General features: G+C 58.1%; 16 protein-coding genes. 9 read left to right on the top strand and 7 right to left on the bottom strand.

The window, feature by feature from the left end; genetic code table 11:
- Positions 1 to 330 precede the first annotated feature (330 nt).
- A complete protein-coding gene (locus tag IB245_RS10040) occupies positions 331 to 1,611 on the bottom strand; it encodes a serine/threonine transporter (protein WP_192227464.1) in 1,281 nt (426 codons plus the stop codon).
- 374 nt (positions 1,612 to 1,985) lie between these two features.
- On the opposite strand from IB245_RS10040, the gene IB245_RS10035 reads away from it, so the two are divergent.
- The 5 genes from IB245_RS10035 (at position 1,986) to IB245_RS10015 (ending at position 6,206) form a co-directional block, all read left to right on the top strand.
- On the top strand, positions 1,986 to 2,369 hold the full coding sequence (locus IB245_RS10035) for a tautomerase family protein (protein WP_008036811.1): 384 nt from the start codon (positions 1,986 to 1,988) through the stop codon (positions 2,367 to 2,369).
- A 29-nt stretch (positions 2,370 to 2,398) separates the two neighbouring features.
- Positions 2,399 to 2,983 (top strand): TetR/AcrR family transcriptional regulator, encoded by a 585-nt coding sequence (locus IB245_RS10030; RefSeq protein ID WP_192227463.1) that lies wholly within the window; start codon positions 2,399 to 2,401, stop codon positions 2,981 to 2,983.
- Between the two features lie 111 nt (positions 2,984 to 3,094).
- Positions 3,095 to 4,060 (top strand): 2-hydroxyacid dehydrogenase, encoded by a 966-nt coding sequence (locus IB245_RS10025; RefSeq protein WP_192227462.1) that lies wholly within the window; start codon positions 3,095 to 3,097, stop codon positions 4,058 to 4,060.
- Positions 4,061 to 4,203: 143 nt separating this feature from the next.
- A complete protein-coding gene (locus IB245_RS10020) occupies positions 4,204 to 5,271 on the top strand; it encodes a phosphotransferase family protein (RefSeq protein WP_008024825.1) in 1,068 nt (355 codons plus the stop codon).
- A 167-nt stretch (positions 5,272 to 5,438) separates the two neighbouring features.
- On the top strand, positions 5,439 to 6,206 hold the full coding sequence (locus IB245_RS10015; RefSeq protein ID WP_192227461.1) for an SDR family oxidoreductase: 768 nt from the start codon (positions 5,439 to 5,441) through the stop codon (positions 6,204 to 6,206).
- A 209-nt stretch (positions 6,207 to 6,415) separates the two neighbouring features.
- On the opposite strand, the gene IB245_RS10010 is transcribed toward IB245_RS10015, so the two are convergent.
- Complete coding sequence (locus tag IB245_RS10010; RefSeq protein ID WP_192227460.1) at positions 6,416 to 9,283, bottom strand: hypothetical protein; 2,868 nt, start codon at positions 9,281 to 9,283, stop codon at positions 6,416 to 6,418.
- Between IB245_RS10010 and IB245_RS10005 the strand changes: the two genes are divergently transcribed.
- Positions 9,276 to 9,785 carry an SDR family oxidoreductase gene (locus tag IB245_RS10005; RefSeq protein WP_318652961.1) on the top strand — a complete coding sequence of 170 codons (510 nt, stop codon included), beginning with the start codon at positions 9,276 to 9,278 and terminating at the stop codon, positions 9,783 to 9,785. The genes IB245_RS10010 and IB245_RS10005 overlap by 8 nt on opposite strands.
- Before the next feature lie 138 nt (positions 9,786 to 9,923).
- On the opposite strand, the gene IB245_RS10000 is transcribed toward IB245_RS10005, so the two are convergent.
- The 5 genes from IB245_RS10000 to IB245_RS09980 all read right to left on the bottom strand — a co-directional run bounded on the left by IB245_RS10000 (position 9,924) and on the right by IB245_RS09980 (position 16,509).
- Positions 9,924 to 10,970 (bottom strand): hypothetical protein, encoded by a 1,047-nt coding sequence (locus IB245_RS10000; protein WP_192227459.1) that lies wholly within the window; start codon positions 10,968 to 10,970, stop codon positions 9,924 to 9,926.
- Positions 10,971 to 11,451: 481 nt separating this feature from the next.
- Positions 11,452 to 11,703: a DUF1652 domain-containing protein gene (locus tag IB245_RS09995; protein ID WP_192227458.1), complete on the bottom strand. Its 252-nt coding sequence runs from the start codon at positions 11,701 to 11,703 to the stop codon at positions 11,452 to 11,454.
- Between the two features lie 176 nt (positions 11,704 to 11,879).
- Complete coding sequence (locus IB245_RS09990) at positions 11,880 to 13,376, bottom strand: helix-turn-helix transcriptional regulator (protein ID WP_192227457.1); 1,497 nt, start codon at positions 13,374 to 13,376, stop codon at positions 11,880 to 11,882.
- A 208-nt stretch (positions 13,377 to 13,584) separates the two neighbouring features.
- Positions 13,585 to 14,868: a Zn-dependent hydrolase gene (locus tag IB245_RS09985; protein ID WP_192227456.1), complete on the bottom strand. Its 1,284-nt coding sequence runs from the start codon at positions 14,866 to 14,868 to the stop codon at positions 13,585 to 13,587.
- A 156-nt stretch (positions 14,869 to 15,024) separates the two neighbouring features.
- The gene (locus tag IB245_RS09980) at positions 15,025 to 16,509 is read right to left on the bottom strand and encodes an NCS1 family nucleobase:cation symporter-1 (protein WP_008036778.1); all 1,485 of its coding nucleotides are present in this window, start codon (positions 16,507 to 16,509) and stop codon (positions 15,025 to 15,027) included.
- Between the two features lie 552 nt (positions 16,510 to 17,061).
- Here IB245_RS09980 and hydA point away from each other — a divergent pair.
- From hydA to preA, 3 genes are all read left to right on the top strand, one after another.
- Positions 17,062 to 18,501: a dihydropyrimidinase gene (hydA, locus tag IB245_RS09975; protein WP_008024835.1), complete on the top strand. Its 1,440-nt coding sequence runs from the start codon at positions 17,062 to 17,064 to the stop codon at positions 18,499 to 18,501.
- 156 nt (positions 18,502 to 18,657) lie between these two features.
- Positions 18,658 to 20,025: an NAD(P)-dependent oxidoreductase gene (locus IB245_RS09970; protein WP_192227455.1), complete on the top strand. Its 1,368-nt coding sequence runs from the start codon at positions 18,658 to 18,660 to the stop codon at positions 20,023 to 20,025.
- Positions 20,026 to 21,300 (top strand): NAD-dependent dihydropyrimidine dehydrogenase subunit PreA, encoded by a 1,275-nt coding sequence (gene preA, locus IB245_RS09965; RefSeq protein WP_192227454.1) that lies wholly within the window; start codon positions 20,026 to 20,028, stop codon positions 21,298 to 21,300.
- The last annotated feature ends 51 nt before the right edge of the window (positions 21,301 to 21,351 follow it).

Here is a 21,351-nt window from a genome sequence, read left to right as displayed (position 1 = left end):
CGAGAGGCCGAGCGCAGGTTCTGCGCAGTGGGCAACCCGGCATGGATGCCGGGTTAGCCGCCCCCGGCCAGGGATGGCCGATGGCGGCGGGCCCACGGAGCAGGACCGGAGCGAGGGTATGCCGAGCCACAGCGAGGCACCGAACGAAAGGGGCAAGAGCCCTTGGTTACTTGGGGCTCTTCCAAGTGACTCGCCGTAAGGGCGAAACCATTAGCAGCCGTTACCGCAGCAACGGATATGCCCCCCCTAAAAAAACCAGCGCACAAAAAAAACGGCCAACCCGCAAAGCGGATCAGCCGTCATCTCAACCAATCAAGCAAACAACAACAATCAAGCGCTCAGCGAATAAATCAACGCCGAAATAGCCACCAAACCAACCGCCGTCACAAACACATTGGACGCTTGACCACGGAAACGTGCCATCGCCGGCACCTTGCGGATCGCATACATCGGCATCAGGAACAGAATCGCCGCAATGATCGGGCCACCGAGGGTCTCGATCATCCCCAGAATGCTCGGATTCAGCGTCGCCACAATCCAGCACACCACCAGCATGAACGCCGCGGTCATACGGTCCAGCGTCTTCGGTGCCGGACGCTTGCCGCTCTTCACGATCAGGCCTTTCAGACCTTCACTGGCACCGATGTAATGCCCGAGGAACGACTTGGAAATCGCCACAAACGCAATCAACGGCGCCGCAAACGCGATGGTCGGGTTGCTGAAATGGTTGGCCAGGTACGACAGGATCGACAGGTTCTGCGCCTTCGCTTCCGCCAGTTGCACCGGCGACAGGGTCAGCACGCAGCTGAACACGAAGAACAGCACCATCACCACCATCAACACATGGGCGCGGGACAGGATCTGCGAGCTGCGCTCTTCCGCATGCTCACCATAGCGACGCTTCTGGTCCACCGCGAACGCCGAGATGATCGGCGAGTGGTTGAACGAGAAGACCATCACCGGAATCGCCAGCCACAAGGTGTGCAGCAGCGCCGACGGCTCAGGCAGCGTCGATGCCGTGGTGAGGATGCCGCCGTTCCAGTGCGGAATCAGGAACACCGCCAGAAACAGCAACGCCACGATGAACGGATACACCATCAGGCTCATCGCCTTGACGATCACCTGCTCGCCGCAACGCACCACCGCCAGCAGGCCGAGGATCAGCACAAACGACAGCACGGCGCGCGGTGGCGGCATGATGTGCAGTTGATGCTCAAGGAAACTGCCCACGGTGTTGGTCAGGGCCACGCTGTAGATCAGCAGGATCGGGAAAATCGCGAAGAAGTACAGCAAGGTGATCAGCGCACCGGCCTTGATGCCGAAATGCTCTTCCACCACTTCTGTGATGTCCGCGCCTTCGCGACCGGACAACACGAAGCGGGTCAGGCCGCGGTGCGCGTAAAACGTCATGGGGAACGCCAGCAGCGCCAGCACCAGCAACGGCCAGAAACCGCCCAGACCCGCGTTGATCGGCAAAAACAGGGTACCGGCCCCGATGGCCGTGCCAAACAGGCCGAGCATCCAGGTGGTGTCATGACGATTCCAGCCCTCAAGGCTGACAGGGTTCGCCGCTACATAGCGTTCGTTAACGCTATTGGCCTGATCATTCATCCGGTGGGATCTCCACATTCCGGTCAGTTGCTACCCGGTCAGGACGAGTCGGAAAAATCCGACAGGCAGCGCCCTGGCCGAAACAGGGGCGCGATTCTCCGGGATTAATGAACAGAAGCAAAGACTTAGCTGAGGAATGGTTGTGCGGATCAGCAAATCTGGAGCGAACACCACCCTGTAGGAGTTGGCTTGCCAGCGATGGCGGACGGAAGAAAACCGCAATATCCAAAATCTTTCGCCGGCAAGCCGGCTCCTACAATTTCGGTTGAGCCTCAATCACGCACAAACGCTTCATCGCCAAAGCCAGCTTCGACTTGATAAAGGTTTGCCATCATGTATTTTAAGTAAGCCCGCATCCCTTCCGGAGACCTTCCATGCCACTGGTTCGCATCGACATCAAAAAGCATCAGGACCCCACCCACGCCAAACGCATCGGGCAGTTGATCTACGCCGCCATGCACAGCGCCATCGGCGTGCCGGAAAACGATAATTTCCAGATCCTCGCCGAACACGACGAGCAGCACTTCATCTTTGACCCGCAGTACCTGGGGATCGACCGCAGCGACAAACTGGTGGTGATTCAGATCACCCTGAGCGAAGGCCGCACCGTCGAGCAGAAGAAACTGCTCTATAAAACCATCGCCGAGAGCCTTAACGCTGAACTGGCGGTGCGCCTCGAGGACGTTTTCATTAATCTGGTCGAAGTGAAAAAAGAGAACTGGTCGTTCGGCAACGGAATTGCTCAGTACGCCCTCTGATCGCCATCCTTTATCTATGTGAGCCGCCAATGCCCCGTGTTTCCCGCAAACAAGCCGAACTCAACCGCGAGATTATCGTCGAGGCGGCCACGCGGCTGTTTCGCGAACGGGGCGTGCATGGCATCAGCGTCATCGACGTCATGGCGGCAGCAGGCCTGACCCATGGCGGTTTCTATGGGCATTTCGAGTCCAAGGAAGCCTTGGCCCAGGAGGCCAGTGGCCGCGCATTCCAGCAATCGGCAGACCGCTGGAAAGACTGGATCGCCGCCAATGAAGACAAGAACGCCGCCCGTCAGGCCTTGATCAAACCCTACCTGTCGGCAGCCAGCCGCGATAATCCAGGCGACAGCTGCCCAGTGACGGCGTTTGCCGGTGACATGTGCCACGAAGCCGCCGAAAGCGGCCTGCGCCAAACGTTCATGGAGGGTCTCGACTCATTGCTCGGCACGTTCGCCCCCCTGATGGACACTGGCGATGACGAACGCGATCGACAGCAGGCGCTGGTGCAGTTCTCCTTGATGGTCGGCGCCCTGACGCTGGCCCGCGCGACCCGTGGCGAACCATTGTCCGATGAGATTCTGGACGCGGCGCGCAGCTTTTTGACAGCGCCATAACCTCTCCCTCCTGTTCCGCTATGATCATCTGGTAGCGCTGCGACCTTGATCGTTGCCAATGCACTTTGAAGCCAGCAATCTCTAGGGATTTTCAAGTCACAGGAGTCCAGCATGCCCGCAACCGTTCTGGTACTGGTTGAAACAATCAATGATTACTTGCCGATTCTGGAGCATCAGGGGTTTCACCTGATTCTGGCACCGACCCCCGCCGAGCGCGCCGAGGCCATTGCCACCCACGGCGCCCGGATCGATGCGGTCCTGACCCGTGGCCCGTTAGGTTTGTACGCTGACGAAATAGCCGCGCTGCCGGCGCTGAAGATCATTTGCGTGATCGGTGCCGGCTACGAACACGTCGACCTGCAAGCCGCCGCCGACCGGGGCCTGACCGTCACCAACGGCGCCGGCGTCAACGCTTCTTCGGTCGCCGACCATGCGATGGCGATGCTGCTCTCGCTGGTGCGTGATATCCCGCGCTGCGACGCCGCCGTAAGACGGGGCGAGTGGCCGAAGATCATGCGCCCTTCCCTCGCCGGCAAACGCCTGGGCATCCTCGGCCTCGGCGCGGTCGGCATGGCCATCTCCAGGCGCGCGGCCAACGGTTTCGACATGACGGTCAGCTACCACAACCGCCAACATCGCAGCGATGTGCCATACAGCTTCTGTTCGACGCCTACCGAACTGGCCCGCGTCTCGGATTTCCTGGTGGTGGCCACGCCCGGCGGAATCGGCACCAGAAACCTGATCAATCGCCCGGTGCTGGACGCGCTGGGTCCCAACGGTTTTCTCGTCAACATCGCTCGGGCCAGTGTCGTGGTAACCGCCGATCTGATCGGCGCACTGGAACAGCGACGTATTGCCGGCGCGGCACTGGATGTCTTCGACCACGAACCTCAGGTGCCTGAGGCCTTGAAAGCCTTGAGCAATGTCATCCTCACGCCGCACGTCGCGGGACTGTCTCCGGAAGCGACCCAGGGCACGGTCGAACTGGTCGGGCGCAACCTGATGGCGTTCTTTTCCGGTGAACCGGTGCTCACCCCCGTCGCCCTGCCGGCCAATGCGAATCAGGCAGCACTGTGACAACATTCAAACAGGTGTATCAAAAGCAATGATTGCCCGGCAACACGCTCACCTATAAGGGCTGATCGTGGTTGTCGGTGCCGGGTGTGCACATTAGATTAGCCAATAGTCTCAGGCCTCCAGAATAAGCAGAAGGGATAAGCATGGCGCTTACTGACCAGTCCACCCGTATCCGCTCCGGCGAAGAACTCGATGCCAGCCTGATCGATCCGTACCTCAAGGCCCACATTCCGGGCCTCAGCGGTTTGCCGCAAATCAGCCAGTTTCCCGGCGGTGCGTCGAACCTCACCTACCTGCTGGAATACCCCGAACAGGAATTTGTCCTGCGCCGGCCACCGTTTGGCCACAAGGCCAAATCCGCCCACGACATGGGCCGCGAATTCCGCATCCTCAATCAACTGCGCGACGGTTTTCCGTACTGCCCCAAAGCCTACGTGCACTGCACCGACGAATCGGTGATCGGTGCCGAGTTCTATGTGATGGAACGGGTCAACGGGATCATCCTGCGCTCCGAACTGCCGCCGGAACTGGGCCTGGATTCGGCGAAAACCGAAGCCCTGTGCAAGAGTTTCATCGACAAGTTCGTTGAACTGCACCAGGTCGACTACAAGGCCTATGGCCTCGGTGATCTGGGCAAACCCGAAGGTTATGTGGCGCGGCAGATCAAAGGCTGGAGCGATCGCTACGAAAAAGCCCTGACCCCGGACGCCCCGCAATGGGACGTGGTCAAAGCCTGGCTCAACGACAAAATGCCGGCCGATCACCCGACCTCAAGCATCGTGCACAACGACTACCGCTTCGATAACGTGATCCTCGACCCGAACAACCCGATGCAGATCATCGGCGTGCTCGATTGGGAACTCACCACCCTCGGCGATCCGCTGATGGACCTGGGCAACACCCTCGCCTACTGGATCGAAGCCGGCGACCCGGCCCCGGTGCAAATGATGCGCCGCCAGCCGAGCCACGCACCGGGCATGCTGACCCGCCGCGAGTTCGTCGATTACTACGCCCAGCGTTCGGGCATCCAGATCGACAACTTCGACTTCTACTACACCTACGGCCTGTTTCGCCTGGCCGGCATCGTGCAGCAGATCTACTACCGCTTCTTCCATGGTCAGACCCAGGACAAACGCTTCGCGCAGTTCATTCACATGAACAAACTGCTGGAGCAGATGAGTTTGCAGGTCATCCAGAAATCCAGCCTCTGATACAACACACCACTTGTAGGAGCCAGCGATGCGGCGACCCGACTTGCCGGCGAATTGGACACTGCGGTGTATCTGTAATACCGCGTAATCGTTCTTCGCCGGCAAGTCGGGTCGCCGCATCGCTGGCTCCTACGGTACAAATGTCAGGCCTATAACAAGGAACTCCCATGTCCAAGACTCAATTGTTCGACCTCGACGGCAAGATCGCTTTCGTCTCCGGCGCCAGCCGTGGTATCGGTGAAGCCATCGCCAAACTCCTGGCCCAGCAAGGCGCCCATGTCATCGTCTCGAGCCGTAAACTCGAAGGCTGCCAGCACGTCGCCGACGCCATCATCGCTGCCGGCGGCAAAGCCACCGCCGTCGCGTGCCACATTGGCGAAATGGAACAGATCAGCCAGGTCTTCGCCGGCATCCGCGAACAGTTCGGCCGCCTGGACATCCTGGTCAACAACGCCGCGACCAACCCGCAGTTCTGCAACGTACTGGACACCGACCTCAGCGCCTTCCAGAAAACCGTCGACGTCAACATCCGCGGCTACTTCTTCATGTCCGTGGAAGCGGGCAAACTGATGCGCGACAACGGTGGTGGCAGCATCATCAACGTCGCATCGATCAACGGCATCTCGCCGGGGATTTTCCAGGGCATCTACTCGGTGACCAAGGCAGCCGTGATCAACATGACCAAGGTGTTTGCCAAGGAATGTGCGCAGTTCGGGATTCGCTGCAACGCCCTGCTGCCGGGCCTGACCGACACCAAGTTTGCGTCGGCGCTGGTGAAGAATGATGCGATTTTGAAGACGGCGTTGGCGCAGATCCCGCTGAAGCGCGTGGCGGATCCGAGCGAAATGGCGGGGGCGGTGTTGTATCTGGCGAGTGATGCGTCCAGTTACACGACGGGTATTTCGTTGAATGTGGATGGGGGGTTCTTGTCTTGATGTTGAGTACCTTCGCCGCAGGCGGCGATGATTAAGGTCTGACTGAACAAGCGAGACTTATCTCAACAACCAACCGTTTGAAGGCAGCGCGTTAGTGCCTGCCTTCAAATACGGACTCAAACAAAACGACATTTGGAGACAAGGAATCAGGCAACCAAACTAACCCTGCCCCCCTCCATCAGGGTTAGCTTGAACCTAATGATCGTTTGCTATTCTCCTATCCCCGATCTGACGTCAAACAATACTGTTGCACTACGCAGTGTTCCGTCAGACAACGTGGCTTCTGCAGTAACCGTCTTCACCCCTGCCTTGCTAAACGAGATATAAGGTGAAATGAAACCACCACCAGCTCCGGTTTTACCTGAGTAGGTACCTTTGCCTGGAACAACAATTTTTACAGGCATTCCGACCACCGGGGCGCCCCCCTGAAAATGGAGTCTTACAACAATGCCGAACAGAATGCCGAGATTAATGAACATCATCTCAGGGGGTACAGGTGCTAGTTCGAGACCCGCTTGAAATTTTAGTGTGGTGTCCGTGAAATCCGGTGCCAACAATCGATTAACCGGCGTAAGCATTGCCCCGTCATTGGAATCGACGGCGGTGGATATCTTCAGCCTGAAGGTTCCCGACCTGTACATAGCACTTTTAATCTTCCAGTTGTGCGGCGTGGAGAGTTGACGAAAGCGCGGGGTGCAATCAAAGTCACTTTGTATGAGCGACGAGTCCTCATCCAATTCAAGAGATATTGGAACGCCATTCAACAAGCCTGCATTCTTGTAATCGAGGCTGAGTGTATTGATTTTCCTCCCGTCGAAGTCTGCTCCGGTTGGCGGAATCGCAACGCCATCCAACAGAAAGGATTTCACCTCATCCGCCAAGTTGCGCGATAGCAGCTTATTGGCATCAATTTTTATGTTGCCCCTGCCAAAATTCTCGGCCGCGAGTTCAAGATTAAACAGACCGCTTGTGTCCGCCGAGAGTGTGATTGTCCAGGTATGTAGCCCGGAAAAGGTCTCTGGTGGAGGATTACAGGTCACGAGCGGTGAGCGCCCCAGCCACAACCCGACCCCATGGCCCGCGATCTGGCTGCCTGGTTTGGGAACCAGCGTCAGCGTATGTACACCACCTCTGAAGTAAGTGCTGCCGGCTACCGCGTCCTTTCCGTCAATCTGAACCGTGACCTCGTCCGCCAGGTTGCGCGATAGCAGTTTATTGGCATCAATTTTTATGTTGCCCCCGCCGAAATGCTTGCCCTTGAGCTCAAAATAAAACAGACCGCTTTCGTTCGTCGCGAACGTGATTATCCAGCTGTGCACCCCGGTAAACGTTTCCGCCGGAGGATTGCAGGTCACGAGCGATGAACCACCCAGCCACAGTCCGACCCCATGGCCCTCAATCGGGCTGTCAAGTTTGGGAACCAGCGTCAGCGTGTGCTCCTCACCTCTGAAGTAAGTGCTGCCGGCTACCGCGTCCTTTCCGTCAATCTGAACCGTGACCTCATCCGCCAGGTTGCGCGACAGCAGTTTATTGGCATCAATTTTTATGTTGCCCCCGCCGAAATGCTTGCCCATGAACTCAAAATAAAACAGACCGCTTTCGTTCGTCACGAATGTGATTATCCAGCTGTGCACCCCGGTAAACGTTTCCGCCGGAGGGTCGCAGGTCACGAGCGATGAGCCACCCAGCCACAGCCCGACCCCATGACCCGCAATCGGGCTGTCAAGTTTGGGAACCAGCGTCAGCGTGTGCTCCTCACCTCTGAAGTAAGTGCTGCCCGCCACCGCATCCTGTCCGTCAATCTGAACCGTGACCTCATCCGCCAGAATGCGTGACAACACCTTGCTGACGGGCAGCGTAATGCCACGGGCAATGCCCACTCCTTCCAACTTCAGCTTGAATGTCCCGCTACGGTTGGAGGCCGCGACCGACCACGTATGACCGTTGCCCGGTGTCACCACCAGGTCGCCTGGTTGCACACCAGTGAGCGGCGTGCCTGTCAGCTTCAGCGGATAGCCTTGCAGGGGGCTGCCTGGCTTGTAGGTCACGGTGACGGTCTGCGGCTCATTCCTGAAGAACACGACACCATCCGGAGAAACGACACCGCCAACAAGGATCTCGTCCACCTCATCAGCCAGGTCCGCTGACATCACCAAGCATGGAAGATCCCAAGGTAGCGCCACATCCGGGCTGAAAATAACCAACGTGACACTTCCGCTTAGCCCATCGTCCGGCGTGACTGTCCAGTTGAACGTTTCACCGACCGGGCTAACCTCGCTGTTGAAAGGCGGGTTTGATACAAGACTCAAGTCTCCTCCCTCACCCACCTCCAGACGCAATACCTTCGCAATCTCCGGCGCGACCTCCACTCTTACAGTGTTTGCACTTCCGCGAGTCAGTACAAAGGAATCGCCCCACATCACTCCTATTTCATTGATGAACAACTTGGCCTCTTTCCAAGGGCTTATCTTATGAACATTGATCTCAAAAGACTTTTTCACTGTTTTATCGTCATACGGACTGTGGAGTTCAGCCGTGATCGTTTGCGCACCCAATGTTTTTACGATATAGGTGAACTGGCTTACACCCGACTCTGATGTCGGTACGGTAAGTGTTTCCCCATCAATCTTCCAGTCGACCGGAACGCCTTCCAGTTCCTGTTTTGTGTAGTAAGACCCGACCGTGATTTCGGCCTTCACCGTATCTCCTATCACCGGCGCACGGATCGGACTGCGGCTGCCCAGAATCTCACGGCGATAGTGCCCCAACCGCATCGGGATCTTGTAAGGCGCGGCGGTAAATTCACTTTGAATCCAGTAATCGAAGTCGCGGTCCATGCCATCGGCCGGGCAGTTGAGCTTCCATTCCGAGCCCTCGGCTCTAAGCGTCTGAAGTTCGCCATATCCGGGTTCGGCGGTGATCAATGACGAATCACCGGCCGCGTGATTGAGGCTCGCACCGTGGCCAACCCAAGGGCTATCCTCCGCGCCTTTAACCCTGAGGGTATGGCTAGGGGCGCCGTAGCAGATGTATACGGGCTGAATTCCGGCTAATCCGGAGTTGATCTGGATGGTCATGGCGTTTCCTCGAACATCGACGGAGGTAGTGAAAAAAGCTATTCGACTATCCAAAGGAAACTGGGCTTGGGTAACTGTCAGAACTGACAGTTTTATAGAGCAAAATGCGATAAAGGCAGTTACATTGCCGCCACTCGGACATCTCAACAGCAGTAGCTGCACCATCAATGTCGCATCAATCAACGGCATCTCGCCGGGGATTTTCCAGGGCATCTACTCGGTGACCAAGGCAGCCGTGATCAACATGACCAAAGTGTTCGCCAAGGAATGCGCGCAGTTCGGGATTCGCTGCAACGCCCTGCTGCCGGGCCTGACCGACACTAAGTTTGCCTCGGCGCTGGTGAAGAATGATGCGATGTTGAAGACTGCGTTGGCGCAGATCCCGCTGAAGCGCGTGGCGGATCCGAGCGAGATGGCCGGGGCGGTGTTGTATCTGGCGAGTGATGCTTCCAGTTATACGACTGGGGTTTCGTTGAATGTGGATGGGGGCTTTTTGTCATAAAGCAGTTCGTTAAGCCTATTCGCTTTATGCAGGATCCCAGCTTGCCTGCGATACCGCCCATAGGGAGGCTGTCGCAGGCAAGCCAGTAACTCCACGAAATTTAACAGCACTTAAATAGTGGCGCCTTTCACTTCAAAATCATGAAGCGCCTACTACCTCCACCAGCAACTCGGCTGTTCGAACCCCATCAAGAAGTGGCGCAACTGCAATAACTTTGAAAGTGTGCCCGACGACGGCGACCTCATTAACAATAAACACAGGCCTTCTACCGTCCCCATCGATCACCAAAACGGCATCTTCCATATATGGCTGAGAAACAGTTACAGGAATATCCTTCAATGGCCGCCCGGCTGCATCCATGAGAATCACGCCTACATTAGTCATAAGAAAATTATCAGGCATAAAAAATCTTTCAATAAGAACTGGAGGACTATCGTGCTTAGGTAAAAACCCGAAGGTGACTTTCTCTAACGCCCTAACTCGAACATCGGGAGTCATCAGCAAAGCCTTCTCTTGTTCGCTATACAGTTTCAGCTTGAATGATCCATCCTTGTCAGGCCAAGTGACTTTCCACTCATGCTGGGTAGTTAGCTCGCGAAGAGATGGAACGCCAGTGATATCACCTGGCACAAACCCTGACTCAAGGACCGCATCCAGAGCCAGAGGAACGTTTTTCAATAGTTCGCCGTTCAAGTAGTCCAAGGTGAGTGTTTGTGTTCCCTCCCCAGTGAAGGTCGCCCCACTGGGCGGTATCGCAACACCGTCCAGCAACACCCGCAGCTCACTATCCAGATTGGGCGATATCACCGAACCATCAAGCCCCAATGGGAATAACAGTTCAGCGCTGTATAACACCAACACAACTGGACCACTCAGGCCTTCGTCCGGTTTGATCGTCCAACTGAAAGTGTCTTTAACGTCGCTATTGAAGGGCGGGGTCGCCTCCAGCTTCAGGCCCTCTTCATTATTCCCCACACCAAGACGTAGAACACTCACGATCGGAGACGGAAATTCAACCGTAAGGATGTTTTCCTGCCCGCGAAACAAAAGATGCTTATCACGCGGTTGAATCTGCACACCGTTGAGTGTCAACGTGGCTTGGTCCCAATCGGCTGCTACGGATTCCCTTTTATATGTCATGGCATTGCCTCGATAAACGACGGTGGCGATGAGAAAACTGACCATTCGACTATCGAGGCAATGCGCACAGCAGGGGAACTGTCAGAGTTGACAGTCAAACTAGAACCAATTGCGATAAAAGAAATGTTTCTCAGATCCGACATGAGGCGCTATTGAGTCACGCACCGAGTCAACGTGGTCTCCCTTGTCACCTGCCCCTCAGCTCTTGCGTCACCCAACACATCGGTTTTTTCAGACGTGTCACACGTGCGTTGAGGTATCGGAGGTGGGGCGGCGGGAGGTGGCGGCGGTGGACTGGCGCAACCGCTGAGTATCGTTATGCAAAAGGCAAGCGACAAAGGCGCAAACGTGCATTTTCCAAGACTGTTCATAGGCTGACCCACGATAAGTGATCGACATATTCCGCGATAAACAGCAAACACTACAAAAGGGTGGACCGATCACGGGAAACAAACGTTCACTTTTCTTATGGTCTGAGGGGTTGAGCTCACGTTGCTTTATTACAGCAAGCATTTAACCAGGTGCGCTACCGCACAGGATCGGAGCGATTCAGGGTGTTGCTCTCAAGTTCGTAACGCAGTTCTTCAATCAGCGCCTCTAATGCTTGCGGGGGCCCGAGCGATGCCACGTTCAACCCACTGACCACCAGGTCGACCTGCCCGGAAACCGGATGATAGAGCTTCACTGTGAGCGAATGATCCCCCGTAAGCGTGCACTCACAGGCCAGCGGCGAAAAACTGCGTTCCAGTTGCAGACGTAATTGCGCCAGGGAAATCATTGCGATTCACCTTGGCGACGGCGCATAAACCTGTGCGCTCTGAACGTGACCATGTGACGGTTCCTTTTCCTGTATCGAGGGGGACGCGAAGACTCGTATCTCACCCTTACAGCCTAAAAACCGCCGAGCCCGATCAGAACATCCATTTGCACTGCCTCAACTAGTGCATTTGCACCTTACCGCTGCCCTTTGGATCGCCACTCACCGGAAAACAATCCCCGCTCGCGTGCCCAGACAATCGCCTCGCTGCGACTGTGCACATCGAGTTTGGAGTAAACCGTCGATACGTGATTGCGCACCGTATTGGGGGCCAGTTTCAAGCGCGCGGCGATTTCCTTGTCGGCCAGGCCTTCGCAGATCAGGCCGAGCACATCGCGTTCCCGGGCCGTCAGGTCGGTAAACGACACATTGGGCAATTTCGGCGAATTGACGCTTTTCACATTGGCGAGTTTTTCGATCAGCGTACGGCTGAACCAGGACGCGTCTTGCATCACTTCTTCGATGGCCGCCACCAATTCCAGCTCGGTGCGTTTGCGCTCGGTAATGTCCATCAACACCAGCAGGTAACAAGGGTTGTCCTGAATGCTCACGGTGTCGGCGCAAATCGCGCAATCGATCAGTTGAGCGTCTTTTTTTCGGATACGCACATCGATGCGATCCAGGCGGCCAGTTTTCTCCAGCGCCGCAAACAGCCGAGTGCGGTCGCCTTGATCGTGGATGAAATCGATCTCCGCGAGGGTCTTGCCCAATACGTCTTCGCTGGGGTACGCGAGTGTATCGAGGAAGGCTTCGTTGACGTCGATCACCACCTGATCGCCAGCACCGCACACGAGGGTGGGCACCGGGGTCAATCGAAAGGCCTTGGCGAAACGTTCCTCGCTCTGGCGCAGGGCAACTTCAGCCTTGTGCCGTGGCTCCATGTCGACGAAAGAAAACAGCATGCAGTCTTCGTCGTTCAGCTCCAGCGGCTGGCCTGCGACGATGACCTGTTTGCTGCTGCCATCGGCCAACTTCAGCTCGGCCTGCATTTGGGGAATGGTGGTGTTTTCGCGCAAACGCTCGATCGCCAGGTCTTTCTTTTCGGCGCCTTCAAGGACGTCCAGTTCATAGGTCGAAACACCGATGACTTGATCGCGGGCATACCCGGTCATGTCCAGAAAACCCGAATTGACCTTGATGTAGCGCAAATCGCTGAGGCGGCAGATCACCGCCGGGGCCGGGTTGGCATTGAAGGTCTTTTCAAAACGCTGCTCGGCGCTGGCCCATTCGGTGACATCGTCCATGATCAGCACCAGCGACTCCGGCGCCCCTGCACTGTCGGCCAGGACCATGCTGCGCACGTTGTGAACCCAGGTGCGATCCTCGTCGGCGGTCGGCGTCACCTCCACCAACACATCGCTGAAGGTCTCGCCCCGGGCAACCCGGTTGATCGGGTAATTGTCGGCCGCCACCGGGTGGTTATTGCGATAGCGCAACGTGAAACGCCGGGCATATTCCCTGGCGTTCGCGCCCAACTCGCTGATCCGGCTGACGCCGTGCATGGCCAGCGCAGCATCATTGGCCCACACAATGGTCTGGTCGAGCTCCAGCAGAATCACCCCGTCGGACAAACCAGCAATGATCTGCTGCAACTGGCGGCGATTGGTTTCGGTGGTCAGGACGTCCTGGCTCATTGGATCTCCACAATGGCGGCCGCGCCAACGTGTGGCGCTCTGTGAAGATTACGACCGCGAGGGGTGGGGATCGTGCGGCAAACATCCGAATCCGTAGGAGCGAAGCTTGCTCGCGAAGGGACCATCGACTTGACTATCACTGTCGATTGAACAGACGCCTTCGCGAGCAAGCTTCGCTCCTACATGGGCTTACGCGAATTTCTGACGTTTATGCCGCGAGCTGCCCCCCGGCAATCGCCGCCGAAGCCGCCAGCATCGCCCGCAACAACACCGCACACCCGGCCGCCAGGTCATCCGGCGCGGCGTTTTCGATTTCGTTGTGGCTGATGCCGCCTTCGCACGGGACGAAGATCATCCCGGCCGGGCCGAGCTCCGCGAGGAAGATTGCGTCGTGCCCTGCTCCGCTGACGATGTCCATGTGCGACAAGCCGAGCCCTTGCGCGGCACCGCGCACCGCTTCGACGCAGCCCTTGTCGAAGTACAGCGGCGGGAAGTCGGCGGTGGGGGTCAGTTCGTAGGTCAGGCCGTGTTCTTCGCAGGTGGTTTCGATCACTTCACGGACTTCAGCGATCATCGAGTCCAGCCTCGCCGGTTCCAGATGACGGAAGTCCAGGGTCATGCGCACTTCACCGGGGATGACGTTGCGTGAGCCGGGATAGGCTTGCAGGCAACCGACGGTGCCACACGCGTGGGGTTGATGGCCGAGGGCGGCGCGGTTGACCGCACCGACGATCACGGCGGCGCCGACCAGTGCATCCTTGCGCAGGTGCATCGGAGTCGGGCCGGCGTGGGCTTCGACGCCGCGCAGTTTCAGGTCGAACCATTTCTGCCCGAGGGCGCCCATCACCACACCGATGGTTTTGTGTTCGTCCTCAAGGATCGGGCCTTGCTCGATGTGGGCTTCGAAATACGCGCCGACCGCGTGACCGCTGACTTTTCGTGGTCCGGCATAGCCGATGGCGTTCAGCGCTTCACCGACGGTAATGCCTTCGGCATCGACCTTGGCCAGGGTTTCTTCGAGGGTGAATTTTTCCGCAAACACGCCAGAGCCCATCATGCACGGGGCGAAACGCGAGCCTTCTTCGTTGGTCCAGACCACCACTTCCAGCGGCGCTTCGGTATCCACGCCCAGGTCGTTGAGGGTGCGCAGCACTTCGACCCCGGCCAGTACGCCGAAGCAGCCATCGAACTTGCCGCCGGTGGGTTGGGTATCGATGTGGCTGCCGGTCATCACCGGCGGCAGGTTCGGGTTGCGGCCGGGCCGGCGGGCGAAGATGTTGCCGACGGCGTCAATGCTGACGGTGCACCCAGCCTCCTCGCACCACCTGACGAAAATGTCCCGGGCCTGGCGATCGAGGTCGGTCAGGGCCAGGCGACACACGCCGCCCTTGACCGTGGCGCCAAGCCGGGCCAGGTCCATGAGCGACTGCCACAGGCGGTCGCGGTTGATGTGCTGATGGGTGGATTGCAGAACGTCTACGGCCGCGTTCATGGTGATCTCCTCAGGCAGTTGTTATAGGTTTCTTCAGGCAATTCTTTGGTGTTTGTGGCGCCGCCTTCGCGGGCAAGTCGGATCGCCGCACCGCTCGCTCCTACAGGTTTGCGTATTCCTTGTAGGAGCGAAGCTTGCTCGCGAAGAGGCCAGTGTTCACACCGGAGATTTCGCGATAGACGGGCTTGGCCGCACCGAGCACAACCCGTAATAAATCAACCCGCCCAGCGCCGAGCCAGTGAACCAGCCATAACTGTAAAACCAGCTGAACGCATCGCTGCCCAACGACAGCAACGTCAGGACCACCGGCACGCCGAACGCGATAAATCCATACCAGTTCCACGCCGGGTACACGTCATCGCGATACAACCCGGCCAGGTCCAGTTGCTGTTTCTTGATCAGGAAATAGTCCACCACCATGATCCCGGCGATCGGCCCGAGCAGGCTCGAATAACCCAGCAGCCAGTTCGAATAGACGGTTTCCAGGCTCAGGTCCGAGACAATCAGCCCAAGCTTCTTCAGCAATTCATGGCCCATCAGCAACAACCCCACCAGCCCGGTCAGCAACACCGCCTTGGTGCGGTTGATCACCTTCGGCGCGATGTTCTGGAAGTCGTTGGTCGGCGACACGATGTTGGCCGCGGTGTTGGTGGACAGCGTGGCAATGATGATCAACGCCATGGCCAGCGCCACCCAGACCGGGCTCTGGATATGGCCGATCAACGTCACGGGATCGGAGACGGTCACGCCCACCAGTTTCACCGACGCGGCAGTCATCACCACGCCCAACGAGGCGAACAGGAACATGGTCAGCGGCAAGCCGATGATCTGCCCGACAATCTGGTCTTTCTGGCTCTTCGCATAGCGGCTGAAGTCGGGAATATTCAGCGACAACGTCGCCCAGAACCCGACCATCGCGGTCAGCCCGGCGGCGAAATAGCTGACCACACTGGCGCCTTCCGGACGCTTGGCCGGGATCGCCAGCAACTCGGTCATCGACACGTTCGGCATCGCCCACACCAGCAGACCGACACCCACCAGCACCAGCAGCGGCGCGGACAGCGTTTCAAGCCACTTGATCGAGTCGGCGCCGCGAATCACCACCCACAGGTTCAGCGCCCAGAAGACCATGAAACCGATGACTTCGCCGGTGCCACCGAGGGACTTCCAGCCCTCAAACACCGAGCCCAGAAACAGGTGAATCGCCAACCCGCCGAACATCGTCTGGATGCCGAACCAGCCACACGCCACCAGCGCACGGATCAGGCAGGGAATATTGGAACCGAGGATGCCGAAGGACGAACGCAGTAATACCGGGAACGGAATGCCGTATTTAGTGCCGGGAAACGCATTCAAGGTCAGCGGGATCAACACGATGATGTTGGCGAGCAGAATTGCCACCAGCGCCTCGCCGACCGTCAGGCCGAAATAGGCGGTCAGCACACCGCCGAGGGTGTAGGTCGGCACGCAGATCGCCATGCCGACCCATAGCGCGGTGATGTGCCATTTGTTCCAGGTTCGTTCGCGCACCTTGGTCGGTGCCATGTCGTGGTTGTATCGGGGACTGTCGAGGACATCGCTGCCGGCTTCGAGCTCGAACAAGCCGTCGCGTTCGGTCACTTGCGATCTGATCTGTTGCATGGCCGCTCCACTGTTCTTTGAATTATTTTTTGCTCATCGGGGGCTGGCGGCATCAATAAACGTGCCGGGCACTCCGAATGCGCATCGGGCAGTTCCATAAAAACTTTGCAACTAACTGATGTTGATCAGTTTTATATCTATCTCCAGTGAGTACTCGGCGACGTGCCTGTTCCCTCAGGCTAAAGGCCAGGCAAGTTGTCCGAACCGTCAGGACTCAATCTGGTGCATCGATCTTTTTTTCAAAGTTGCGCATCAACCATAGACCATTCTCAAGCGGCTGATTTCACATAAGAAATCTCGTCTATTTTTGGAACCTGTCAAGTGCGTCAAAATGGTGAGAGGCCTCACCATTTTGGTGATTAATCGATTTAGTTATTATTTATCAATAGCTTAAAACGGTTATATGCTTATAAAAAATATTCTTGCTCAATCCTTGAACTCATACTAGCTTCTAATCCTGACAGCGTTGACAGGAATACGACCGTTGACGCCAGCTGCCTATAAAACAGTTAGAACTGACACCAGTCAGTCATTGCCTGCGAGGAACTCGGAATGTCTCTGTTGATCCGTGGCGCCACCGTTATTACCCATGATGAAAGTTATCGCGCCGACGTCTATTGCGCCGACGGCGTGATCAAAGCCATCGGTGACAATCTTGATGTTCCGGCGGGTGCCGAAGTGCTCGACGGCAGCGGCCAATACCTGATGCCCGGCGGCATCGACCCGCACACGCACATGCAACTGCCCTTCATGGGCACCGTGGCCAGTGAAGACTTTTTCAGTGGCACGGCGGCGGGACTTGCCGGTGGCACCACGTCGATCATCGACTTCGTGATTCCCAACCCGCAGCAGTCGTTGATGGAAGCGTTTCATCAGTGGCGCGGCTGGGCGGAAAAATCAGCGTCGGACTATGGCTTCCACGTGGCGATCACCTGGTGGAGCGAGCAGGTCCGTGAGGAAATGGCCGAGCTGGTCAGCCATCACGGGGTCAACAGCTTCAAGCATTTCATGGCCTACAAGAACGCGATCATGGCGGCCGATGACACCCTCGTGGCGAGTTTCGAGCGCTGCCTGGAATTGGGCGCGGTGCCGACCGTGCATGCGGAAAACGGAGAACTGGTTTATCACCTGCAACGCAAGTTGATGGCCCAAGGCATTACCGGCCCTGAAGCGCATCCGCTGTCGCGCCCTTCACAAGTCGAAGGTGAAGCGGCGAGCCGGGCGATTCGTATCGCCGAAACCCTTGGCACGCCGCTGTACCTGGTTCACGTATCGACCAAGGAAGCCCTCGACGAAATCACCTACGCCCGCAGCAAAGGCCAGCCAGTCTACGGTGAAGTGCTGGCCGGGCATTTGCTGCTGGATGACAGCGTCTACCAGCATCCGGACTGGCAGACCGCCGCCGGTTATGTGATGAGCCCGCCCTTCCGTCCTCGCGGCCATCAGGAAGCGCTTTGGCATGGCTTGCAGTCCGGCAACCTGCACACCACCGCCACCGACCACTGCTGTTTCTGCGCCGAGCAAAAAGCCGCAGGCCGTGACGACTTCAGCAAAATCCCGAATGGCACTGCCGGTATCGAAGACCGCATGGCCGTGTTGTGGGATGAAGGAGTGAACACCGGGCGTTTTTCGATGCAGCACTTTGTGGCGCTCACCTCCACCAACACCGCGAAGATCTTCAACCTCTACCCGCGTAAAGGTGCGATTCGCGTGGGTGCCGATGCGGATCTGGTGCTGTGGGATCCCGAGGGCACACGGACGATTTCGGCGAAGACTCATCACCAGCAGGTCGACTTCAACATCTTCGAAGGCAAGACCGTGCGCGGTGTCCCGAGCCATACGATCAGCCAGGGCCGGGTGGTCTGGGCGGACGGTGATTTGCGCGCCGAGCGTGGAGCCGGGCGTTATGTCGAGCGGCCGGCGTATCCGGCGGTGTTTGATTTGCTGAGCAAGCGGGCGGAGTTGAATCAGCCTGTGGCAGTGAAACGCTGAGAGCGGCCTTCGGCCTATCGCCAGCAAGCCGGCTCCTACAGTTGAAATGCATTCCCCTGTAGGAGCCGGCTTGCTGGCGATGAGGCCGGCCCAGACGACACAAAACACCAATGCCCATCAGAGGCAGTTACCTCAAATAACCGTGAGGCCAACACCGTGATCAAGACCCTGACCCACCTCCCGCATCCCGTTGAGAATGCGGCCGCCCTCGCCGGCCACTTCACCGATCTGGCGCCGCCGCTCAACGATCGCCAGGCGCACCTGGAAGCCTCGCGCTGCCTGTATTGCTACGACGCGCCGTGCGTGAACGCCTGTCCGAGCGACATCGACATTCCCTCGTTCATCCGCAATATCCATCAGGACAACGTGCAAGGCGCGGCGCAGAAAATCCTCTCGGCGAACATCCTCGGCGGCAGTTGCGCCCGGGTCTGTCCGACCGAAATCCTCTGCCAGCAAGCGTGTGTGCGCAACAACGACCATGAATGCGCGCCCGTCTTGATCGGCCTCTTGCAACGTTACGCCGTGGACAATGCGCACTTTAGCGAACACCCCTTCCCGCGCGCGGCTGCAACCGGCAAACGCATCGCGGTGGTAGGGGCCGGTCCGGCCGGTTTGTCCTGCGCTCATCGCAGTGCGATGCACGGGCATGACGTGGTGATTTTCGAAGCACGGGAAAAGGCTGGCGGCCTCAACGAGTACGGAATCGCCAAGTACAAACTGGTGGACGATTACGCACAGAAGGAGCTGGATTTCCTGTTGCAGATCGGTGGCATCGAAATCCGTCACGGGCAAAAGCTCGGTGAAAACCTGACCTTGAGTGACCTGCATCAGCAATTCGACGCGGTGTTCCTCGGCCTCGGTCTCAATGCCAGCAAACAGCTTGGACTGAATCACGAGGACGCACCCGGCCTGCTCGCCGCCACCGAGTACATCCGCGAGTTACGCCAGGCCGATGACCTGACACAACTGCCTTTGGCCGACCACTGCATCGTCCTCGGCGCCGGCAACACCGCCATCGACATGGCCGTGCAAATGGCCCGCCTCGGCGCGCATGACGTGAATCTGGTGTACCGCCGTGGTGTCGAGGACATGGGCGCCACCCACCACGAACAAGACATCGCCAAATCCAATCAGGTGCGCTTGCTGACGTGGGCGCAACCCGAAGAAGTGTTGCTCGATGCTCAAGGCCACGTGCGCGGCATGCGCTTCGCCCGCACACAGTTGGTGGAAGGTCGCCTGCAAACCACCGGCGAAACCTTCGAACTGGTCGCCGATGCGATCTTCAAAGCCATCGGCCAGGCCTTTGACTCAAGCGCCCTCAGCGACCCGCTGGCCCGTGAACTCAAGCGTCAGGGCGATCGGATTGCCGTCGATGAACAGCTGCGCACCAGCATCCCCGGCGTGTATGCCGGCGGCGACTGCACCAGCCTCGATCAGGACCTCACCGTGCAAGCCGTGCAGCACGGCAAGCTGGCTGCCGAGGCGATCAACGCTCAATTGATGCTCAACGTGGAGGCTGCGTAAATGGCCGATCTTTCGATTGTCTTCGCCGGCATCAAATCCCCCAACCCGTTCTGGCTGGCCTCTGCGCCGCCGACTGACAAGGCTTACAACGTGGTGCGCGCCTTTGAGGCCGGCTGGGGTGGCGTGGTCTGGAAAACCCTGGGTGAAGACCCGGCGGCGGTCAACGTGTCGTCGCGCTACTCGGCGCATTTCGGCGCCAACCGTGAAGTGCTGGGCTTCAATAACATCGAGCTGATCACCGACCGCTCGCTGGAGATCAACCTGCGGGAAATCACCCAGGTGAAAAAGGATTGGCCGGACCGCGCCTTGATCGTGTCGCTGATGGTGCCCTGCGTCGAAGAATCCTGGAAACACATCCTGCCGCTGGTGGAAGCCACCGGCGCCGACGGCATCGAGCTGAACTTCGGCTGCCCTCACGGCATGCCGGAACGGGGCATGGGCGCGGCGGTCGGTCAGGTGCCGGAGTATGTCGAGCAGGTCACCCGCTGGTGCAAGACGTATTGCTCGCTGCCGGTAATCGTCAAGCTCACACCGAACATCACCGACATCCGCGTCGCCGCCCGCGCGGCCCATCGCGGCGGTGCCGATGCGGTGTCGCTGATCAACACGATCAACTCGATCACCAGCGTTAACCTGGAACGCATGGTCGCCAACCCCATCGTCGGCAGCCAAAGCACTCACGGTGGTTATTGCGGCTCGGCGGTGAAGCCGATTGCGTTGAACATGGTCGCCGAGATTGCACGCGACCCGCAGACTCAAGGCTTGCCGATCTCCGGTATTGGTGGCATCGGCAACTGGCGCGACGCGGCGGAATTCATCGCGCTGGGCAGCGGCTCGGTGCAGGTGTGCACGGCGGCGATGCTGCATGGTTTCCGGATTGTCGAGGACATGAAGGACGGTTTGTCACGCTGGATGGACAGTCAGGGCTACGCCAGCGTGTCGGAATTTTCCGGGCGCGCGGTGGGCAATACCACGGACTGGAAGTACCTGGACATCAACTATCAGGTGATCGCGAAAATTGACCAGGAGGCGTGTATCGGTTGCGGTCGCTGCCATATCGCTTGCGAAGACACCTCGCACCAGGCGGTGGCCAGCCTCAGGCAGGCGGATGGGACGCACAAATATGAAGTGATCGATGACGAGTGTGTGGGCTGCAATTTGTGCCAGATCACTTGCCCGGTGCAGGACTGCATCGAGATGGTGCCGATGGAGAACGGCAAGCCGTTTCTGGATTGGAATCATGATCCGAGGAATCCGTACCATGTCGCCGTTTGAGTGATGCGCTGTCTGGTCTGACGCCTTCGCGGGCAAGCCTCGCTCCTACAG

Origin of the sequence: Pseudomonas sp. PDM02 (assembly GCF_014852285.1) — a bacterium.
Taxonomy (GTDB): Bacteria; Pseudomonadota; Gammaproteobacteria; order Pseudomonadales; family Pseudomonadaceae; genus Aquipseudomonas; species Aquipseudomonas migulae.
This window is presented reverse-complemented; position numbering and strand designations above follow the sequence as displayed.